Source organism: Micromonospora sp. DT81.3, assembly GCF_049847225.1.
Classification (GTDB): domain Bacteria; phylum Actinomycetota; class Actinomycetes; order Actinomycetales; family Microbacteriaceae; genus Microbacterium.
In genome coordinates, this window is the sequence record NZ_JBNCNY010000007.1 from 172,161 (window position 1) to 191,952 (window position 19,792).

Here is a 19,792-nt window from a genome sequence, read left to right on the forward strand (position 1 = left end):
GTCTCGCGATCTCGCGGCCCGTGACGTTCGCCACTCCGGGCCGCGGGCCGAGTGCTGCGTGTCCTTGCGTTGGATCAGGTGGCGGCGAGGGCCTTCGTCTTCAGCGCGTCATACTCGGCTTGCGTGATGGCACCGGAGTCCAGCAGCTTCTTGGCCGACTCGATCTCGGCCGAGGGCGATGAAGCGGAGGACGAGCCCGCGACCTGGCGGATGTACTCGTTCTGCTTCGACTGGGCTGCCGCCGCCTCCGCCATCTGACGCTCGGTCATGCTGCGCCCGCGAGCGATGAGGTACACCAGTGCGCCGAGGAAGGGCACGAAGACCAGGAAGATGATCCACAGCGCCTTGGCGAAGCCGCCCAGCGTGCGATCGCGGAAGATGTCGATGAAGATCGAGATGAAGATCCAGATGCACGCGATCAGGATGTAGAACCAGAAGATCCAGACGAGGAAATCCCAAAAACTGTTAAGCATCGATCAGCCCTTTGTTCAGCGGAAGCACGTCGACACCCGACGAGTCGGAGAAAATCTATCCAACGCCCCAGAGGGCGGCATCATGCGGATCGGATGATGTGCGTGCCGCGGTCGCAAACAGCGAAACCGTTGACAAGGGCTTGACGAACGACTCATTCGTTGTTCCGTTCACTGGGCGGCTCTATCATTCAGATGTGACCGGGCTCTCCGAAGTCTCGACCCCCACGTCGCCGCAGCTCGACGCGCTGCTTCTCGACGCCAAGCTCGCCGTGCCCGCGTTCAGGCCCGGCTTCGTCAGCCGGAGCCCACTCGTGGCGGCCGGGCGGAACAGCGCACAGCGGGTGGTCGCGATCATGGCGCCTGCGGGATACGGCAAGACCAGCCTGCTCGCCGAGTGGGCCGAGGGCGAACAACGGGCCGTCGGCTGGGCGTCGCTCGACCGTTTCGATGACGATCCCGTCGCGTTGCTGAAAACCCTCGCTTCCGCCTTCGCATCCGCGACCAACGCCGACGATGGGCTCGTCGACGACATGCAGGTGCACTCCGTGGCGGCCCTCTCTCGCGCGGCCCCTCGGCTCGCTTCGGCGCTTCGCCGCAGCGCTCGGCCGTTCGTTCTGATCGTGGACGACCTGCACGTGCTGACGTCCGCCGCCTGCCACGACGTGCTGAGCGTCGTGGTCGGGGGCATCCCTGAGGGCTCCCAGCTGGTCGCCGCCTCTCGCTCGACGCAGCCCCACGTGGCGCGCAGCCGCGCATCCGGCGACGTCTTCGAGATCGGGGCGGCAGACCTGGCACTCGACGCGGAGGGTGCGCGACAGATCTTCCGCCAGGCCCGTGTACCCGTCACCGCGGAGCTGCTGGATACGGTGACCGTGCGGACGGAGGGCTGGCCGGCGGGCCTGCACCTTGCGGCCCTCATCGTTCGTGAGAGTCCGAATGCCGCCGATGTCATCGTCGGCGAAGACCGTTTCGTCGCGGACTACCTGTACCGAGAGTCGTTCTCCGCCCTGCCGGCCGATACTCAGACGTTTCTCCGGCGAACCGCGGTGCTCGAGCACCTCACCGACGACCTGTGCCGCGTGGTGGCGGGCAGCGCGGTGGCCGGCGGGCTTCGCGCCCTGGAGAGCTCGAACGTCTTCCTCATCCCCACCGACCGCACCGGGGAGTGGTACCGCTACCACCCGCTGTACCGCGAGTTCCTCCTCGCCGAACTTCGTCGTGACGAGCTCGAGATGGTCCCGGAGCTGCACGTTCGCGCGGCGGACTGGTACGAGAATCGCCAGCTGCCGGCGATGGCGATCGATCACCTGCTGCAGACCCCGGACCGCTCGCGAGCGGTGGGGCTGATCGGGGCGGTGGGCCTCACGACGTATCAGGCGGGCGGGATGGCGACGGTGCAGCGATGGCTGGGCGCGCTCGGCGACGCGGTGATCGTCTCCACCCCGTCGATGCAGGTGCTGACCGGGTGGCTCGCCGTGCTCTCGGGCGACGTGGTGGCGGCGGAGAAGTGGTCGGCCATGCTCGATACCGCGAGCTTCACCGGCGAGCCCGGCGATGGGAGCGCATCGTTCCAGTCCGCACGGGCGATGCTGCAAGCGGTCATGTGCGCCGGCGGGCCCGAGCGGATGCTCGCGGATGCCGAGCTCGCCGTCGCCGCGGAGCCCTCGTGGAGCCCGTGGCGGGATGTCGCCGTCTACCTCGCCGGGGACGCGCAGCTCACGCTGGGTCGCCGCGAAAAGGCAGCCGAGCACTTCAGGGAGGTCGCGAACCGGCTCGATGACAGCGGAAACAACGGAGTCCGCGTGCTCAGCCACACCCAGCTGGCCATGATCCACATGGCCGCGGGGCGATGGGACGAGGTCGGAGAGCTGCTGGACAGGGCACGGTCGATCATCGAGCACAAGCGAGTGCAGGACTACAGCACCTCTGTACTCACGTTCGTTGCTCTGGCGCGATGGGAGCTGCACCGGGGAGATCTCAAGGCTGCCGAGCGCGAGCTGACCGAAGCCATGCGCACGCGCCCGGTCTGCACGTCGTCGCTGCCCACCGTGTCCGTGCCCGTTCGCATCCATCTCGCGACGGCATACTGGGCGCTCGGCGACTACGCCACCGCTCGCCATCTGGTGCGCGAGATCGATGACATCCTGCTCCGCCGTCCCCACCTCGGGGTGCTCGTCGAGCAGTTCGAGGTGCTGAAGAGTCTTGTCACCACGACGATGGCGGGGGCGCAGGGCGGACCGCCGCTCACGCCCGCCGAGCTGCGCCTGCTGCCATACCTGCAGACCCACCTGACCCTCCCCGAGATCGGGGCGAGGCTCTTCGTGTCGCGCAACACCGTGAGCACCGAGGTCGGGTCGATCTACCGAAAGCTCGGGGTCTCGTCCCGCAGCGAGGCCGTTGATCGCGCTACAGCCATCGGCCTGCTGGGCGGATAGCGGACCGCCTGCCTCAGTCCAGGATTGAGTCGACGTCGAGACCGAGGGCCAGAGCCAGCAGGGGCGCCGCCGAGACGACGCGTGGCTCGCCGACGATCGAACTGACGCCGATCAGCACGTCCACGATCTCATCCGTCGTGGCGCCGGCGCTGAGCGCGGCATCCGTCTGCTCGCCGAACGACGGCTCCGAGCCACCCACCGCTATGAGCGACGCGAGCCGCGCGATCGCGAGCGTCTTCGGGTCGAGCGCCGAGCCGGCGCCCGCGGCACCGTCATCGAGCACGCGCGGGTCGTTGAGGGAGATCCGCCGCAGGCGCTCCTGGTAGTTCGGCATCGTCTTCCTCCCACTGGCGCGCTGCGCACGGCCGCCGCCCTGGGGGCCCAGGATCGAAGCTATTCCGCGTGGCGGTGCGACGCATCATGCCGATGGGGTGAGCGCTTCCGCCTTCTCAGGAACGTGCTTCCAGGACGACGTGCGCCGGAGCGAGCCCTTCGGCCGCAACGGTCACCGTGATCGTGCCGCTCCCCGTCGGTCGTACGACGGCCAAGGCTCGGCCGTCGTACGTCGTGACCGCTTCGCCGCCGAACGGCTCCTCGGTGCGGGCGCGGCCCGTTCCGATGCCCGCGAGAACCCCAGGGCCATCGACCGTCGCCGTGACGGAGCGGTCGGCGTCGATCACCGTCGTGCCGTCGGCGTCCTGCAGCCCGATGTCGATGAAGGCCGCGTCGTCGGGCGTGACGGCCAGTGCCGCGCGCGCGGTGGCGGCGACCAGCCTCGGCTCGCCCGTGGCGGAGCGCAGCGCGTGGCGGCCCGTCTCCGCCCCGTTCCGGCGTGACACCGCGATCAGCTCGCCCGGGTGGAACTCCGTCTCGAAGCGCGCGAGGAACGCCTTCGCGTCCCCCACGCGGGCGGTCGCGATGGATTTCCCGTCGAGCAGCAGCTCGACCTCTTCCGCGTCGCTGTAGACGTCGACGGTCACCGGCGAGCCCGGCGCCACCGCCCACGACCAGGTCGAGACGGCGTCGTCCCATGACCATGGCGTCCGCGCCGTGGGCCGCCCGTGGTGCTGCGGGCGGTGCACCGCGATGTACGGGTCGGTGCGCAGGCCGTAGACGATCTCGCGGTAGTAGGAGATCGTCCGCCGGTACCCGGTGACGTCGATGTCGCCGGACTCCGCCAGCAGGTAGGGGTACGGGCCCGACGTCCCCGCCGCCTCGTAGCCATCGACATCTGTGTAGTCGACCCGCCCGATGCCGGCCTCGCCCAGATAGTCCCAGCCCGTCCACGTGAAGTCGCCGATCACGTGCGGCAGGCGCTCGACGAGTCCCCACATCACATCGATCCGCTCGGGGAACGTCTCGGAACCGACGATCACGCGATGCGGGAAGGCGCCGAGATCGAGTTCGTACCGCGAGTCGGCGTAGTTGAAGCCGACGACGTCGAGCACCGACGCAGACTCCTCGGTCGACTCGGTCACGAGCTCGGAGGCGTTCATCAGCGCCATCCGCTCGCCCATGTTCGCCATCATCGTGTTCGGGTCGGACGCGGGAGCATGCTCTCCATCGGGAGCATCACCTGCCATCGCGGCGGCCATCTTGTCGATGTTCGCGATGATCCCGTTGATGCCGTTCGTCACGAATCGGGTGCCATCCAGCGCGCGCACCTCCTCAGCGAGCCGGCGGCTCCACGACGATCCGATGGGCGACGCCAGCTCGAGGATCTCGTTGCCGATCGAGTACATGAGGACGCTCGGGTGGTTGAAGTCCTTCCGCACCAAAGCCGCGATGTCGGCCCGCCACCGCTCCGGAAAGACCAGCGAGGAGTCGAACGCCGTCTTCGAGCGCGTCCACACGTCGGTGAGCTCATCCATGACCAGCACGCCGTGTCGGTCGCACGCGTCGAGCATCGCGCGGCTCATGGGGTTGTGGGCGCTGCGCAGCGCATTGAACCCGGCGGCCTTGAGCAGCCGCACCCTGCGGTCCTCTGCGGCGCCGAGCGTCGCTGCGCCGAGGGGACCGTTGTCGTGGTGCACGCAGGCTCCCCGCAGCTTGACCGTCCGGCCGTTGATGCGCAGTCCGCGTTTCGGGTCGAGCTGAAGACGACGGATGCCGAAACGCGTGGTGTCCTCGTCGAGCAGGCTCCCGTCGGTCGCGGCGAGTTCCGTCCTGACCTCGTAGAGCGCGGGGCTGTCGGGGTGCCAGAGGCGCGGATCGTCGACGGCCAGCCGCGCACGCGCCGTGGCGCGTTCGCCGGGGAGCACGGTCACCGGCGCCGAGTTGGTCGCGACCTCGGCCCCGGAGTCGTCGATGATCGACCAGCTCAGTCGCGTCGTGCGCGTGTGGCGGGTGCCGTTCTCGACGGCGGTCTCGACCTCGATGACCGCGCGGTCCTCGTCGATGTCGGGGGTGGTCGCGCGCACCCCGTCGAGAGCGATGTGCACGGGGTCGACGATCGAGAGGTGCACGGGCCGGTAGATTCCCGCCCCCGTGTACCAGCGGCTGTCCTTGTGCGCCCGGGCCTCGACCGTGAGCCTGTTCTCCTGCCCGAAGACCAGGAAGGCGTCGAGCGTCACGGCGAACGCGGCGTAGCCGTTGGGCTCATGCGCGATGAAGTCGCCGTTGAGGAAGACCGTGGCGTCGCGGTACACGCCCTCGAACTCGACGATCACCGTCTTGTGCCGCCACTCCTCGGGAGCCTCGAAGACCTTCACATACTCGAACACTCCGCCGGGGTGGTAGCCGGCGTGCACGCCCTGGTCGCTGTCGGCCGAGCGAGGGAGGTCACGGATCGCGTCGTGCGGCAGCGCCACGGGCCGCGGGGGCGACGCTCCGTCCAGCCCCTCGAACGCGCCGAGCTTCGGTCCGACGGCCCAGCCGTCCATGAAAGGAGTGCGGATCATGGTGCCATTCCCTCACGGGCGGCGCCTGACGGCAAATCACCGCTCGCCACCGTCATCGCGCCGATGCGACGCCGTAGGCGACCGCGTTCAGAGCTCCTCGAGGTACGACAGGGCCTCGCCGTCCACGCTGCCGTCGCCGTCGCTGCTGAGCGCGCTCGGCGGCGAGGTCAGCAGGCGCGTCTGTTCGCGCATGTACTCGACGGCCTCTGAATCATCGGGCTCGGGGATCGAGGACTTCGTCGTCTCCGCCATGACGATGGTTCCCGCATCCAGCACGAATGTCGCCTCGACATCCGCGCCGTCCACGCCGAACGCCTTGAGGGTGACGGTGTCCGCGGACGCGTTCTTGGCGAGGGCGACCGCATACTCCACGAGGGCGTCGGCCGCGGCATCACCGACGAGCAAGCTCTTCTGCGCATACGTGATGTGCTTCATGCCGCCCACGCTAGACATGCTCGCCGGCCGCAAGAACAGGGTTGACGGGGGATCTGCACACAGCTAGCCGCTGTCAGGGCCACCTCCAGCGCAGGCGTCTTGAGTACGGACGGTTCGCGTTGCGCAACCCCCTCGCCCGATACGCCGCTCTGTCGGAGCCTGGGAAACCGACACAGAAGGAGGTGTCATGAAAGCCATGACATATCGCGGGCCCTACAAAGTCCGCGTGGAGGAGAAGCCCGATCCGAAGATCGAGCACCCTAACGACGCGATCGTGCGCGTCACGCTGGCTGCGATCTGCGGATCGGACCTGCATCTGTATCACGGCATGATGCCGGACACGCGCATCGGCCACACCTTCGGCCACGAGTTCATCGGCGTGGTCGAGCAGATCGGGTCGTCCGTCCAGAACCTCAAGGTCGGCGACAAGGTGATGGTTCCGTTCAACATCTACTGCGGCTCGTGCTTCTTCTGCGCCCGCGGCCTGTATTCGAACTGCCACAACGTCAACCCCAACGCCTCTGCGGTCGGCGGCATCTACGGGTACTCCCACACGACCGGCGGCTATGACGGCGGACAGGCGGAGCGTGTTCGCGTGCCGTTCGCGGACGTCGGACCCTCCGTCATCCCGGATTGGCTTCCCGACGAAGACGCCCTGCTGCTGACGGATGCCTTCTCGACGGGCTACTTCGGCGCACAGCTCGGCGACATCGTGGAAGGCGATACGGTCGTCGTGTTCGGCGCCGGCCCGGTGGGGCTGGCCGCCGCCCGCTCGTCGTGGCTGATGGGCGCCGGCCGGGTCATCGTGATCGACCACCTCGACTACCGCCTGCAGAAGGCCCGCGACTTCGCGTTCGCCGAGACGTACAACATCTCGGAGTACGACGACATCGTGCTGCACATGAAGAAGATCACCGACTACCTGGGGGCCGACGTCGCCATCGACGCCGTCGGAGCAGAGGCCGACGGCAACCTCACCCAGCACATCACCTCCGCCAAGTTCAAGCTGCAGGGCGGCTCGCCCGTGGCGCTGAACTGGGCGATCGACTCGGTGCGCAAGGGCGGCAACATCTCGGTGATGGGTGCGTACGGCCCGCTGTTCAGCGCCGTCAAGTTCGGCGACGCGATGAACAAGGGTCTGACCATCCGTACCAACCAGGCACCGGTCAAGCGCCAGTGGCCGCGCCTGCTCGAGCACATCCAGGCCGGACACATCCGTCCGAGCGACCTGGTGACGCACCGCATCCCCCTCGATGACATCGCCGAGGGATACCACATGTTCTCCGCCAAGCTCGATGACTGCGTGAAGACGGTCGTCGTGCCCGCCACCGCCTAGGAGCGACGATGACCTACACCGCAGACAAGCCCGCCCTCGCCCCGAGCTCCGAGGAGCTGCGCGCGCGCATCCCCGGATGGGGCGCCGACCTCGACCACGCCGACCGCCCGGCGTACCCCCAGGAGAGGACGGACCTCGTGTCGGGCGCGCACTGGGACTTCCCAGAGCGGCAGCCCGAGACAAACGACCGCGAGCGCTCGATCGAGCACAAGTTCCTGACGCCCGTGTACGGCACCGCGCAGCCGCTGAAAGGCGTGTCGGGCGTCATCCGGCGTCTGGCGTACGACAGGTTCAGCGAGGGCCAGACCGCCCACTGGCTGCTGCTCATCGTCGGAGACCGCGTCGAGGCCATCGGGTCGCACGTCGTGTCGTTCGCCAGCCTGCGACCGGACAACCCGATCACGCAGACCGGCGTGCTGTCGGAAATCCGCCGCCGCCCGGTGAGCTCGCGAATTGGGCGGGGACGCGTCGACATGAAGCACGCATGGATGGACCCCATCATCGTCGGAGGGCCGTGGATCGCGGCCGGTGCCGCGCTGGCGCTCGGAACGACCCTCGTCGTGCGTTTCGCTCGCAGTCTCCGTTAAGGTTCTCCCGTGGGGAGATTCATCTACGACACCCTCGGCAACGCCGTGGACATCGACGACCGGACTCTCGCCCATCTGCGCATCGTGATCATGAACAAGCTCCGCCGGTCGGAGTCGTTCATGTTCGATGTGGAGATGGGTGACGGAAGCGGTCGCCGCAGCTTCTGGATGCACGCATCCGTGCCGCTGCAGTTCCACTTCTTCGGAGGCAGGAACCCGCAGATCAACCGCACGTGGGTCGAGGAGCTGATGCTGTCGGCCAGCGGGCCGAACGGGCTCACCGTCACTCCGGAGCCGACGGAAGTGCAGCGGCCCGAGGTGACCTCGAGCTGAGGGCCGGACGCTATTCCGCGGAGGCTGCCGACGGGAACTGGTCTGCCGGGGACTGGTCGGCGGCTTCTGCGGAGGCGGACCCGTCGGCGACCGCGGGGAGGGATCCGGTGTCGAAGTGCTCGGCGACCAGCATGATGCCGCCGGAGGAGTTGGCGGAGTTCGCCAGCTCCTCCACCCATTCGCGGCTCAGGATCGCGGGCTCAGGATCGTCGAAGACGAACCGCAGCGGAATGGAGGGGTGCAGCCAGATCGTGCTGCGGCCCCTCGGCTGGTCTTCCGGATGCTGCCACGAGACGGTGAAGCTCTCGCCACGGCGCAGCTTCGTCGCGATCACGACCTTCAGGTGCGCCAGAGCTCGGTCTTCGATGTGAATGGGGGTCGCCGACCCCCCGTAGTACACAGTTCCCACGCAACCACAGTAGCCGCCGCGCCGGGCGACTACGTGCCGGCGCACCACCTGTCAAGGGGATGATGTGGGCGGCTGGGGGTAGGGCATCCTCTGTTGCACAGGAGGTGCTACCGGCCTGCGGCGGGATCGTCGGCCTTGCGGGCGTTGCGCATGACATGAAGACGATAGTCACCACGTACGGGTCCTTCCTCACCGGGACTGAGATCGCCGACGCCGTCACGGGGTATGGTCTCGCACTCGCCAGGGTGCACGGTGTCGACGTGGTCGACATCCCGTTCGTCGCGTCCGATGGATCTGTCAGCCGCGTGGATCTGCGGATCGGGTGGCTGAGCGACATGGCCGCGGTGCTCAGCGACGGGGCCGACGACGAGCTCGTCGAGGTGGACACGATCCTGATGATCCTCTCGAAGATCAATTACCTCGAGGGTCGTCGTGGCCTGGCGTTCGCGGACGACGACGTCGAACAGCTGCGCTCCGCCGACCTGAACTGGGACGACATCATCTAGCGCTCGCCGCGGATCAGAAGCGGCTCGCGCGGATCAGACCGTCTGGCGCACCTGCAGGAGCGGGCACTCGAAGGGGTCCCGCTCCCCGAGGCCGACGCGATTGATGTAGCGGACCACGATTCCGTACGACTCGAACAGTCCCGTCTGCGTGTACGTCACGCCTCGTTCCCGACAGTAATCGGCGATGATGCCGGATGCCGCCCGCAGGTGCGGGCGGGGCATCGAGGGGAACAGGTGGTGCTCGATCTGGTAGTTGAGTCCGCCCATCACCGTGTCGAGCACCCGGGTGCCCCGTATGTTGCGGCTCATCAGCACCTGGCGACGAAGGAAGTCGATCTTGGCGTCGGCGGGCACCAGCGGCATCCCCTTGTGATTCGGCGCGAACGCCATGCCCATGTAGACACCGAAGAGGCCGAGCTGCACCCCGAGGAACGCGAAGGCGATCCCGGGAGAGAGCACCAGGAACACCAGGGTGAGAAAGCCGATGATCCGCACGGCGATGAACGTGATCTCGACCGGCCTCCGGTGCAGCGGCTCGCGCGAGAACACGCGACGAACGCTGGACGCGTGGAGCGAGAGCCCTTCGAGCAGGAGGATCGGGAAGAAGAAGAGCCCCTGGTGCGCCATGAGCCACCCGAGGGGCCAGACCTTGGTGGACCGGCGACTGGCCTGATCGGGCGTGAAGGAGATCACCGGCAGTTCGATGTCGGGGTCGGTGCCGATCTTGTTCGGGTTCGCGTGGTGGCGCGTGTGCTTGTGCTGCCACCATCCATAGCTCATCCCCACGAACAGGTTGCCGATCACCAGCGTGGTCCAGTCGTTCCACCGCCCTGATCGGAAGATCTGGCGGTGGGCCGCATCGTGTCCGAGCATCGCGATCTGCGTGAAGATGACCGCCATGGCTGCGGCAGTGAAGAGCTGCCACCACGTGTCTCCCACCAGGATGAAGGCTGCGATGGAGGCGCCGAAGACCACCGGGACCGCGAGGAGCTTCGTCCAGTAGTAGCCGTAGCGCCGCCGCATCAGACCGCTCTCCGCGATCACATGGGCGAGTGCCGTGAAGTCGTTCGCCTTGGGCACGCGAGCACTCTGCCGGCGTACCGGCTCGGATGCCTCAGCAGTGGGCGAGGTGCGGATGTCGGTCATGTCGAACCCCTGACGATGAAGACGGCCTCATGCCGCATGTCGGGGTCTCGGACATCCGTTGTGTTCAATGTACGCCGCGCGGCGCCAATGGGGGAGGATCGTCCGCGAATTCTCTGATCGAGGGGCGCTTAGCACGCATCCGGGCCGTCGGCCAGGGCCTCCTGGGCGTCGGAACACGGCGATAGCTTCATTGCATGGACGACACGACATCGGGCTCCGTGAACGACATGACCGACGAGGAGAAGCGGCGCGATCAGCTGCTGCGGGCGCCGGAGGCGGTAGAGGCGGATGCCGCTCCGCGCATCCAGGTCACCAAGCACGGCGACGTGACCCGCGTCGACATCGCCCCCGACGCGCCCGTGCGCCCCGGGCTTCCGCACGACCACGAAGAGGAGACGAACGCATGAGCACCGAAAGCGAATCCCGCGACGGCGGCGGGATCGAAGAGGGAACGGCCGCGGAATCGCCCACCGCCGATCTGGGGACCGGGAACCCCGACCGGGAACGCCCCGACGTCGCCCCGGCGCAGTTGTCGGACGATGCGATCAGGGAGAACGCCGCGCGGCTCGAGGCCGAAGAAGACGGCGCGTACGCGGAGGAGTGACCGCGCGCGCTCTGTGACGGCTCCCTACGTCACTTGGACGAGGGTGCGCTGCCATCCGGATGAGCCGTCGGGTGCTATCGGGGCTCGCTCCTGGATCTGCAGGTCGCCGTTCTTGTTGACCGCCCGCACCGTGATGAAGTGACTCCCGGGGGTGGCATCCCAGTCGACGAACCACTGCACCCACGTGTCGTCGTTGACGGGTGTCGACAGCGTGGCAGGCCGCCACTCGCCGTCGTCGATGCTCACCTCGACGCGCTCGATCCCGACGGTCTGCGCCCACGCGACCCCGGCGACCGGGGTGGGCCCCGCGGCGACGGCGATGCCCGTGCGCGGGGTGTCCAGGCGGGACGAGAACTTGATCGGCGCCTCGGCGCTGTACCCGCGCGGGGTCCAATACGCCTCATCGGCGTCGAAGGTCGTGACCTTCAGCTCGGTGAGCCACTTGGTCGCCGAGACGTAGCCATAGAGCCCGGGAACGACCATGCGCACCGGGAAGCCGTGCTCGAGGGGCAGCGGCTCGCCGTTCATGGCGACCGCAAGGATCGCGTCGGTCGCGTCGTCGGTGAGCGAGGTGAGCGGGGTGCTGGCCGTGAACCCGTCGACGCTGCGGGAGAGCACCATGTCGGCGCCGGACTGCACGCCCGCCATCTTCAGCACCTCACGCACGGGAACGCCGAGCCACTTGGCGTTGCCGAGCAGCTTGCCGCCCACCTCGTTCGACACGCACGTGAGGGTGATCGAGTACTCGTCGAGCCCCATGCCGACGAGGTCTTCGAACGTCAGCTCGACGCGCTGGTCGACCATCCCGTCGACGACGAGCCGCCAGGTCTCCGGGTTGATGGACGGGACCGTCAACGCGGTGTCGACCCGGTAGAAGTCGCTGTTCGGCGTGAACAGCGGGGAGATCCCCTCGATGTCGAGCTCGGCGCCCTCCGGTACCGCGACGCTCGAACGGGGAGCCGGCAGCTTGAGCGCTCTGCGAACGCCTGCGATCGAGGATGTGGTGGTGTTCAGCACGCGCGCACCGATGCCGACAAGCACCGCGGATGCTCCGGCGATGCTCGTGACGCGGATGAACATGCGGCGATCGACCCGGGTCGAGCCACCCGCTTCCGCTGAATCGCGCGACGCCTGGTCGGTGGCCTGCCCGGTGGCGTCGGTGGCCTCCCCGCTCACCTCGGTCGCCGGCAGTGCCGCCCACCGGCGCAGCCGAGAGACGAGGAAGGTCAGCAGGATGCAGCCGGCGAGCGTACCGGCGATCGGGGGCAGCGCGGCGAGCGGCGTCGCACCCGCCCGCGTCACGATGGCGGCGACCGAGAGCGCGCCGGCGATGAGGAGTGCGATCACACCCAGCGGAGGCCTGAGGAACTGGGCGATGCCCGTGACGACGGCCGCGACCAGCACTCCAAGTCCCAGGCCGGCGAGCAGCGCGATCTTGTCGTACTCGCCGAAGGTCGCGATCGCGAACTCCTTGAACGGCTGGGGCACGATGTCGATGATGAACGAACCGATCGCGAGGATCGGGCTGCCTTCCCTCGCGACGAGCAGGGCGACGAGCTCGGCGACCGCGAGGAACACGGCGGCGCTCACGATCCCGGCCAGTGCGGCGAGGGAGAGGAACTTCACACGTGCCCTGCGGCTGCTCTTCGCCATGGTCCGGCCTCCTAACGCGCAGGTTCGGCCCCGACGTCACAGGGTTGTTCGCGGCGGAGCGGCTTTCGGATTGGCCAGGAGTGCCTCCAGCGCCGCCCAGAGACGGGTGCCCGCCACGGGGTCGGCCACGTTCCGGAACGGTCGCTGCGCCTTCGGAGGTCCGCCGAGGTGGAAAGGCCCCGAGGGGGCGACGAACCCTCCGCCCGCGGCATCCGCTGACGTGACGGCATGCAACGCGGGCAGGGCGGCCTCCGCGGCGCTCTGGCCGAACGGCCCGCGGCCGAGCACGGCGAGACTCGCACGCGTGCGCAGATCGCGGCCGGCACGCATCTCGGCTGGTGCGATGTTCGTCAGTGCGACGCCCGGATGGCAGAGCACGACGCGGATGCCGCCTCCGGGGACCCCTTCGCCGTATGCCTCTGGGCCGTGTCGCCGGTGCAGCTCCATGCCGAGCAGGCCCAGGGCGATCTTCGACGACGCGTAGGCGCGCATCGCGGTGTAGCGGCGCTGCACCTCCAGGTCGTCCCAGGCGATGCCGTAGTGGTCGGCGGCGAGACTGCACTGCAACGCAATGCGCGCGCGGCTCGCCCGGAGGAGGGGAAGGATGCCGAGCAGGAGCGATGCGTGACCGAGGAAGTTGGTCTGGAAGTGCAGCTCGTGCCCGTCGGCGCTGACGTGCCTCACCGGGTCGCGCAGCAGCATGATCCCGGCGTTCGCCACCAGGATGTCGATGGGCCGCCCTTCGTCCGTGAGCTGTCGCACAAGGGTCCCGGCCGAGGACCGGGAGGCGAGATCGAGGTCGCGGAGGGTCAGCACGGCTCGGGGGTGGTCCCGCCGTATCCGGGCCGCCGCCGATTCGCCCTTCTCGCGGATCCGCACGGGAAGCACCAATTCGGCGCCGATGCCGGCGAGCGCGCGGGCGATCTCAAAGCCGACGCCGTCACTGGCGCCGGTGACGACGGCGAGGCTTCCCGTGAGGTCGGGGAGCGGGATCCTCCAGCGAAGGCGAGCCGGCGAGGGCGGTGTCACGGCCGCTCCACGTCTCCGCACGGGAGCATCGCGAGAACCTGCACATCGGACGCGGCGTCATCCATTCCGCCACGCTAGCCCTCGGAACGGTGTACAAGGGAGAGGTCGGGAACGGGGTTCGCGTGAGGATAGCCATCGTCGGCGGAGGCGCGGCCGGTCTCGCGAGCGCATGGCTGCTCGAGGGGCAGCACGACATCACGCTGTTCGAGAAGGACGACCGGCTCGGCGGGCACGCGCACACCGTCGAGGTCGAGGTGGATGCGCAGCGGGTGGCGGTGGATGCCGGATTCCAGTTCTTCGGCCGGGGGCCGGCGTACGCGACGTTCAACCGGCTGCTCGACCTCCTCGGGGTGCAGCGCGAGTCGTACCCCGCGACGATCACCCTCTTCGGCCGCGATCCCCGCCGTCCGGGCCGCCGGCGGGCGCTCCCGATGCCGCCCTTTCGCGGGGGCCGGCCCGTCTGGGCCTCGTTCACGCCGCGGGCGCTGTGCGACCTGATCCGGTTCCGGATCTTCCTCGCTCGGGTGCCCGCGTTTCTCGAGCGGCACGACACCACGGTCACGATCGAGCAGTACCTCGAGGACCACCGAGTGTCGCGCCGGTTCGCCGAGGAAGTCGTCAACCCGCTGCTGCTCGCGTTCTGGTGCGTGGAGCCGGCCGAGTTCCGCCGGTTCGCCGCGTACAACGCGCTGTACTACCTGGGTGCGAGCGCACCCAAGGGACTCTCCCCGCCGCGGCAGAGCCAGATCCGAGGAGGGCTCGGGGTCTACGTCGATGCGCTCGTGCGCGACCTGCGTGCGACGGAGCTTCGCCTCGGCACGGCCGTGCGACAGGTCGAGCGCGAGGGCGGCGGTTACGCGATCACCGATGCCCGCGGCATCCGTCATCGCTTCGACCAGGTGATCGTGGCGACGAACGCACAGCAGGCTCTTCCCCTGCTCGAGGCGGTCCCCGGACTCGAGCCGATGCGCCGGCAGCTGGGCCGATTCGAGTACTTCGACACCGCGATCGCCGTCCACGGCGATCGACGGCTGATGCCGCCGGACGAGTCGGACTGGTCGGTCGTGAACGCGAGGTGGGACGGAGAGCACAGCGCGCTGACGATCTGGGATCCTGCGCGGGGACTGCCGGTCTTCAAGAGCTGGGTGACGTTCGACGAGCGGATGCCGCAGCCTCTCTATGCGCTCGCGCGCTACGAGCACGGCAGGGTCACGCCCGACTACTTCGACGCGCAGCGCCGGCTGCGCGCGCTCCAGGGCCGGGAGGGGGTCTGGCTGGCGGGGCTGTACACCCACGACGCGGATTCCCACGAGAGCGCGATCCGCTCCGCTGTCACGGTCGCGCAGCGTCTGGCCCCGGATTCCGAGCGCCTGGGGTGGCTGCTCGCCTGACGGGCCCTGCCTTCCCGCGGGACCGATGGCTACGCTGTGGGTCATGACAACGCTCGTGCTCACCGTCGTCGGAGACGACCGCCAAGGCCTGGTCGCGGCCGTCGCCGACGTGGTCGATGCCCACGGGGGCAACTGGGAGAACAGCCAGCTCGCCGAACTCTCCGGCGCGTTCGCGGGGATCATCGAGGTCTCGGTCGCCGCCGACCGCGTCGACGAACTGAGGGCCGCGCTCGCCGGCCTCGACGGGCTGCTCACGGTGACGACGCATCCCGGCGATCCCTCGGTCACCGCCGAGAAGGCCGGCGCCGATCGCCGGTTCGCCTTCCGCGTGCTCGGCAACGACCATCCGGGAATCGTGCGCGAGGTCTCCGCGACGCTCAGTGCGCACGGCCTCAGCATCGAGCGCATGACGACCGAGACGCGGGATGCGGCGATGGCGGGAGGGCGGCTCTTCGAGGCGACGATCACGGCCAAGGTGCCGGCATTCGTCGATGTGGATGCCGTGCAGTCCGCGATCGAGCGACTCGCGGCGGAGATCCAGGTGGACGTCACGCTGGGGGAGTGAGTCCGCGGCGCGGGGCTCGCGCTGCATTTGTTCGCGCGCGCTGCGCGTATTGGCGCCGCGGCTGCAGGAAACAGCAGCGCCAAGCGGGTGGCCGGGCAAAGTAAAGGCCCTCCCCCGAGTAGAAGCCTCGAGAAAGGGCCAGTGGCTCCGACGGGCGTCGATCCCGTGACCTCACGATTTTCAGTTCGGTGCCGGGGGCTTTCGGGTCGCAGTTGATGCTCGTTCATCCCGGAATTACGCGGGTCGAGTGCTCATTGGTGCTCGTTGATCGTCGTCGTTTCCACGGGTTCCCCGGCACTTTCCCGGCACAGCTTTCCCGGGCCGGCCGCGGACATCGTGGGGCGGTGCTCGTGCCTGATGTCGATCACGATAGTCGCTGCAGTACGCGGTGGAGGCGGTCTGCAGCACTTCTTGCGGCGTCCGGTCGAGAGTGGCCGTGGCGCTCGGTCCAACTGAGGGGTAGCTGGCCCAGAGGCAATGGCCGTTTACCCGAATCTTGCTCTCTGACTCGTTGAGGGGTGACCACGCTGTCACGAGACCCGCGAAATTTCGCGGATTGGATCTAGAAAGTCGGCGTGGGATTCCGCCCCCCGCAACCCAGAGCTGGGGCCGGCTCAGGTCCTTGCCAGCAGCTTGTCCTCACATACGCAGTCGAGATCGACCTCGTCGAGTTGCCGGATCGTCCGTTGATCGACGGTGCTGACGCGTAGGTGGCCGACGCGCGTACCTGTCATCGGATGTCACCGCCCGATCTGTCAGGTTGAACTCTGAGAGTGGACGAGAAGTGGTGTCACTATGCGCAGATAGGACGCTAATCGGACGGGATCGCGGGTGCTGTTCTGACGTCAGGTTGGGGTGTACCTCAACAACACGCTGACAACCGGCCTGGCGAAGAGGGCACCCGTGTCTGCGCTCTTGCGGAACATCACGGATGCGAGGATCGTTTGGCAAGCCGGATTCATGTGATGGGGATGGAGTAACTTCGCCGCAGCGGCGGATTGTACTGCTCCAATGTGAGATTTCGTCTTTCTATGCGGCGCAACGCTGGAAAGGCGAGACCATGCGTATTCTTTGGGACACGGCGGGCGGCGACTCAGCGGAGGCCGTTAAGTCGGTTACTGCACGAGGTAGCACGCCATATCTTGCCGCGCTGAGGTCGGCGGAGGATTGGACCGATCTGGGGTCGCAGCTCGAGCCGCAACGACTTGCCGGTCAGGTCGGCAGCAGCAACTTCACCTTCACCGCACCGGTCGCGCACTATCCGGGACGAGGAGATCTTTCTCTGCATCTGGACCTGGTGTATAACTCCCGGGTCTGGCAGCGCCTCGGGACGGCGACTTCACCCAAGATGGTGTTCGATATTGACGACGACTGGCCCGCACCAGGCTGGTCCCTGCACATGGGGCAGTTGGTCAGCTTGGGCGTGGGCGCGGCGATGATCGTGGAGCCCGACGGCACTCGACGCCCCTTCCGAGTTGTCGGGGTGAGGGACATGGGGCGTGACGTGTACATGAGTGCGCACACAACCGATGGCAGCCACATCGAGTACCTCGCCCATTGGCGCTATCAGGGTATTGGACAAACGTTGCCGCGCCTTCAGTCGGGCTGGCTGGTCCGATCGAATGGCACCAGGATTGATTTCGATTTCAGCGCAGGAGCGAAGGTCCACGCCACTCGCCTCACCGACCGCAACGGCAACGTCATCAACGTGGAATACGACGCCACGATCCAGCGACTCAGCAAGATCACCGATACTTGCGGTCGGGTGATCCGGTTCGTCTACCGGGAGCTTATGACCGGCGAATGGGTTCTCGCCAGAGTCCTCGGTCCGGCACTTAACGCGGACTGGAGCGCTCCCGCCGCGGACACCGACCTGGTCGTCCTCAACCGGAGCGGCCGTGAGTTGAGAACATCGTTCCAGGACCCGGTTCACGAACCGGCCACACGGGCGCCGATCATCAGCGGCATCTATTATCCGGCTACCGGAACCGGCTATTGGCTGCCGCCGTCGAGCTACTCCTCCTATGGAATGCTCAAGCTCGTGCAGGCATGCCGGGGGATGTCGCTTGGCCCGGTCACGAACGGTACGGATGGCCCCCCGATCGTGGCGGGTCCGGTCACGTGGCAGCGCGAATACAACTACCCGGACTCGCCTGGGCTGGAGCAGAAGGACGCGCCCACGTACACGACGATGTCCGAGAGTTGGGACGGGTCCGACCCGGTCACCACCGGATTCTTGGTGCAACGCACAGCAACCGGGGTGCGTACAGATATAACGTGGCCCGACAACGCCACAACGGTTCAGGAAGTCGATTCAACCGGGCTGCTGAAGGAACTGAGGGTTGTGGACCCTTGGGGCAAGGTGCTGCAACGCACTCAGCTAGACGATTGGCAGATCGCCCCGGACGGGGCCCCGCAGATATTGACCGTCGACGTCACCGACGACGCCGGCCACGTTGCGAGAACCACCTTCACGTACGGCGCGCCCTCGACCGAACCCACAATCGTTGACCAGTGGGAGTATGCGCCTGACCGGGGCCCGGGCTTTCGGGTGCTGCGCCGCACGGAGATCGATTACGTCACCGCCGACCACTACCTCAATCGCAGTCGCAATTTGCGCAACCTACCCAAGAGGGTGCGGGTCTACGGGCAGTTCGACCCCAAATCCACCAACGTCCGCCCGCTCGCTTCGTTCACCGAGTACGAGTACGACCAGTCGCCTCTCATTTCTGCGCCCGGCATTGTCGGGTTCGACGCAAAGTTTGATCCCGTGAGTCCGAGCTACGCGCCCGAAACAATCTGGCGGGGCAATCCGACCACCATTCGGCGGTACACCAAAGCGGCAACCTTCTCGTCTCCCGTCACGGAGACGAGAATCTATGACCTTCCCGGCAATCTGTTCAGGAGCGAGGTTGGACCAGGCGGCGTTCAGTTCGAATACAGCGCGGCGTTCCGGTTCTTGATGCCCGCAACGGTTCGCCTCACGGGTGTGCACTCTTCGGCGCCCACCATGGAGTTGAGGCGTACAGTAGCGGCGACGTGGGGTGGTTCGCCGGTCTATGTCACCGACGCCAATGGCCAGGCAACCGTTTATGGGTATGACGCTGCGGGCCGGCTCACATCCGAAACCTCGGTGGCCACGGGGTCTGAAACTCGGGTGGTGTTTGACGACATCGCCCGCACCATGGCGACGACTACGACGAGTGCGGGACCGGGTGGCCCTCGGCTCGAGTACGCTGCGACGACCACGCTTGACGGGCGCGGGCGCACCACATCGACCCGCACTCAAGATCCCCCCTATGGCGACGTCACCGTTTCCTACCGGTACGATTTCCGCGACCGCCTCCGGCTCGTGACCGCTCCCCGCCGCGATGGCGACCCATACGAATTCTCTGCCGTAGACCTGGACCAGCTCGACCGGCCCCTGGAATCTGTCGACCTCGACCGAGGTGTCACTCGTTGGTATTACAACGAGGCCGCTCAGCCCGCCAACCGTGTGAGCACAGATCTATTGGCGACAGTCCGGATCGTCGGGGGGAACGGCACCGAACAATGGAGGTCGGTGGACGCGCTCAAACGGCTACGCGAGGCCGTCGAACCGGCACCCGCCGGACCCGGGACGGTTACCCCCACGGGCGCCCTCTGCACGCACTACACGTACGACGGCTTGGACAAGGCCACCGTTATAGACCTGCACACGACCGGTGATCCGGAGTCTCTCGGCGGGGCGCTGGCGGATGCCCCCCACGCGGTGTCGTGGGCGCCGAACCGGTTGAACGTGTTCGGCCGCGGCACCGATGGCACCCTGCAGCACTGGGCGTGGGACGGGACCGTCTGGGGTGGTCCGGAGTCTCTCGGCGGGGCGCTGGCGGATGCCCCACACGCGGTGTCGTGGGCGCCGAACCGGCTAGATGTGTTCGGCCGCGGCACCGATGGCACCCTGCAGCACTGGGCGTGGGACGGGACCGTCTGGGGTGGTCCGGAGTCTCT

At 67.6% G+C, this 19,792-nt stretch carries 17 protein-coding genes and 1 pseudogene; 10 read left to right on the forward strand and 8 right to left on the reverse strand.

The window, feature by feature from the left end; translation table 11 throughout:
* Positions 1-74 precede the first annotated feature (74 nt).
* Positions 75-473, reverse strand: a complete 399-nt coding sequence (locus ACPW96_RS16510; RefSeq protein ID WP_425821870.1) for an SHOCT domain-containing protein — start codon at positions 471-473, stop codon at positions 75-77.
* A gap of 194 nt (positions 474-667) precedes the next feature.
* On the opposite strand from ACPW96_RS16510, the gene ACPW96_RS16515 reads away from it, so the two are divergent.
* Positions 668-2,908 carry a LuxR C-terminal-related transcriptional regulator gene (locus tag ACPW96_RS16515; protein WP_425884349.1) on the forward strand — a complete coding sequence of 747 codons (2,241 nt, stop codon included), beginning with the start codon at positions 668-670 and terminating at the stop codon, positions 2,906-2,908.
* Between the two features lie 13 nt (positions 2,909-2,921).
* Here ACPW96_RS16515 and ACPW96_RS16520 read toward each other — a convergent pair whose 3' ends face one another.
* From ACPW96_RS16520 to ACPW96_RS16530, 3 genes are all read right to left on the reverse strand, one after another.
* Positions 2,922-3,242: a carboxymuconolactone decarboxylase family protein gene (locus ACPW96_RS16520; protein ID WP_425884350.1), complete on the reverse strand. Its 321-nt coding sequence runs from the start codon at positions 3,240-3,242 to the stop codon at positions 2,922-2,924.
* Between the two features lie 115 nt (positions 3,243-3,357).
* Positions 3,358-5,808, reverse strand: a complete 2,451-nt coding sequence (locus ACPW96_RS16525) for a glycoside hydrolase family 2 TIM barrel-domain containing protein (protein WP_425884352.1) — start codon at positions 5,806-5,808, stop codon at positions 3,358-3,360.
* Positions 5,809-5,895: 87 nt separating this feature from the next.
* The gene (locus ACPW96_RS16530) at positions 5,896-6,243 is read right to left on the reverse strand and encodes a hypothetical protein (protein WP_425884353.1); all 348 of its coding nucleotides are present in this window, start codon (positions 6,241-6,243) and stop codon (positions 5,896-5,898) included.
* 187 nt (positions 6,244-6,430) lie between these two features.
* On the opposite strand from ACPW96_RS16530, the gene ACPW96_RS16535 reads away from it, so the two are divergent.
* From ACPW96_RS16535 to ACPW96_RS16545, 3 genes are read left to right on the forward strand one after another with little or no spacing between them, the layout of a single operon-like run.
* Positions 6,431-7,579: a zinc-dependent alcohol dehydrogenase gene (locus tag ACPW96_RS16535; RefSeq protein WP_425821860.1), complete on the forward strand. Its 1,149-nt coding sequence runs from the start codon at positions 6,431-6,433 to the stop codon at positions 7,577-7,579.
* Positions 7,580-7,587: 8 nt separating this feature from the next.
* Positions 7,588-8,166: a hypothetical protein gene (locus tag ACPW96_RS16540; protein ID WP_425821858.1), complete on the forward strand. Its 579-nt coding sequence runs from the start codon at positions 7,588-7,590 to the stop codon at positions 8,164-8,166.
* 9 nt (positions 8,167-8,175) lie between these two features.
* Positions 8,176-8,499: an ATP-dependent DNA ligase gene (locus ACPW96_RS16545; protein WP_425821856.1), complete on the forward strand. Its 324-nt coding sequence runs from the start codon at positions 8,176-8,178 to the stop codon at positions 8,497-8,499.
* Between the two features lie 10 nt (positions 8,500-8,509).
* Here the strand turns inward: ACPW96_RS16545 and ACPW96_RS16550 are convergent, their stop codons facing one another.
* The gene (locus tag ACPW96_RS16550) at positions 8,510-8,908 is read right to left on the reverse strand and encodes a hypothetical protein (RefSeq protein ID WP_425821854.1); all 399 of its coding nucleotides are present in this window, start codon (positions 8,906-8,908) and stop codon (positions 8,510-8,512) included.
* A gap of 155 nt (positions 8,909-9,063) precedes the next feature.
* On the opposite strand from ACPW96_RS16550, the gene ACPW96_RS16555 reads away from it, so the two are divergent.
* Positions 9,064-9,414 carry a hypothetical protein gene (locus tag ACPW96_RS16555; RefSeq protein ID WP_425821852.1) on the forward strand — a complete coding sequence of 117 codons (351 nt, stop codon included), beginning with the start codon at positions 9,064-9,066 and terminating at the stop codon, positions 9,412-9,414.
* Between the two features lie 33 nt (positions 9,415-9,447).
* On the opposite strand, the gene ACPW96_RS16560 is transcribed toward ACPW96_RS16555, so the two are convergent.
* A complete protein-coding gene (locus tag ACPW96_RS16560; protein WP_425821850.1) occupies positions 9,448-10,560 on the reverse strand; it encodes a fatty acid desaturase family protein in 1,113 nt (370 codons plus the stop codon).
* Between the two features lie 194 nt (positions 10,561-10,754).
* Here ACPW96_RS16560 and ACPW96_RS16565 point away from each other — a divergent pair, with 194 nt between their 5' ends.
* Complete coding sequence (locus ACPW96_RS16565) at positions 10,755-10,967, forward strand: multidrug transporter (RefSeq protein WP_425821848.1); 213 nt, start codon at positions 10,755-10,757, stop codon at positions 10,965-10,967.
* Positions 10,964-11,164: a hypothetical protein gene (locus ACPW96_RS16570; protein ID WP_425821846.1), complete on the forward strand. Its 201-nt coding sequence runs from the start codon at positions 10,964-10,966 to the stop codon at positions 11,162-11,164. Before ACPW96_RS16565 ends, ACPW96_RS16570 begins: the two co-directional genes overlap by 4 nt.
* A 24-nt stretch (positions 11,165-11,188) precedes the next feature.
* Here ACPW96_RS16570 and ACPW96_RS16575 read toward each other — a convergent pair whose 3' ends face one another.
* Positions 11,189-12,817, reverse strand: a complete 1,629-nt coding sequence (locus ACPW96_RS16575; protein WP_425884355.1) for a molybdopterin-dependent oxidoreductase — start codon at positions 12,815-12,817, stop codon at positions 11,189-11,191.
* A gap of 36 nt (positions 12,818-12,853) precedes the next feature.
* The gene (locus ACPW96_RS16580; RefSeq protein ID WP_425884357.1) at positions 12,854-13,846 is read right to left on the reverse strand and encodes an SDR family oxidoreductase; all 993 of its coding nucleotides are present in this window, start codon (positions 13,844-13,846) and stop codon (positions 12,854-12,856) included.
* On the opposite strand from ACPW96_RS16580, the gene ACPW96_RS16585 reads away from it, so the two are divergent.
* The 3 genes and pseudogenes from ACPW96_RS16585 to ACPW96_RS16595 form a co-directional block, all read left to right on the forward strand.
* Positions 13,840-15,237: an FAD-dependent oxidoreductase gene (locus ACPW96_RS16585; protein WP_425884359.1), complete on the forward strand. Its 1,398-nt coding sequence runs from the start codon at positions 13,840-13,842 to the stop codon at positions 15,235-15,237. The two genes, ACPW96_RS16580 and ACPW96_RS16585, sit on opposite strands and share 7 nt — an antisense overlap.
* 43 nt (positions 15,238-15,280) lie before the next feature.
* Positions 15,281-15,802, forward strand: coding sequence for a glycine cleavage system protein R (locus ACPW96_RS16590; protein WP_425884361.1), 522 nt, complete (start codon positions 15,281-15,283; stop codon positions 15,800-15,802).
* 1,060 nt (positions 15,803-16,862) lie between these two features.
* Positions 16,863-19,792 (forward strand): annotated as a pseudogene (locus tag ACPW96_RS16595) (hypothetical protein); the annotation flags it as partial.

Coding starts and splice junctions, on each gene's coding strand:
- ACPW96_RS16565 (WP_425821848.1), top strand. CDS start 10,755: ATGGACGACACGACATCGGGCTCCGTGAACGACATGACCGACGAGGAG.
- ACPW96_RS16535 (WP_425821860.1), top strand. CDS start 6,431: ATGAAAGCCATGACATATCGCGGGCCCTACAAAGTCCGCGTGGAGGAG.
- ACPW96_RS16560 (WP_425821850.1), bottom strand. CDS start 10,560: ATGACCGACATCCGCACCTCGCCCACTGCTGAGGCATCCGAGCCGGTA.
- ACPW96_RS16555 (WP_425821852.1), top strand. CDS start 9,064: ATGAAGACGATAGTCACCACGTACGGGTCCTTCCTCACCGGGACTGAG.
- ACPW96_RS16575 (WP_425884355.1), bottom strand. CDS start 12,817: ATGGCGAAGAGCAGCCGCAGGGCACGTGTGAAGTTCCTCTCCCTCGCC.
- ACPW96_RS16510 (WP_425821870.1), bottom strand. CDS start 473: ATGCTTAACAGTTTTTGGGATTTCCTCGTCTGGATCTTCTGGTTCTAC.
- ACPW96_RS16525 (WP_425884352.1), bottom strand. CDS start 5,808: ATGATCCGCACTCCTTTCATGGACGGCTGGGCCGTCGGACCGAAGCTC.
- ACPW96_RS16530 (WP_425884353.1), bottom strand. CDS start 6,243: ATGAAGCACATCACGTATGCGCAGAAGAGCTTGCTCGTCGGTGATGCC.
- ACPW96_RS16590 (WP_425884361.1), top strand. CDS start 15,281: ATGACAACGCTCGTGCTCACCGTCGTCGGAGACGACCGCCAAGGCCTG.
- ACPW96_RS16540 (WP_425821858.1), top strand. CDS start 7,588: ATGACCTACACCGCAGACAAGCCCGCCCTCGCCCCGAGCTCCGAGGAG.
- ACPW96_RS16520 (WP_425884350.1), bottom strand. CDS start 3,242: ATGCCGAACTACCAGGAGCGCCTGCGGCGGATCTCCCTCAACGACCCG.
- ACPW96_RS16570 (WP_425821846.1), top strand. CDS start 10,964: ATGAGCACCGAAAGCGAATCCCGCGACGGCGGCGGGATCGAAGAGGGA.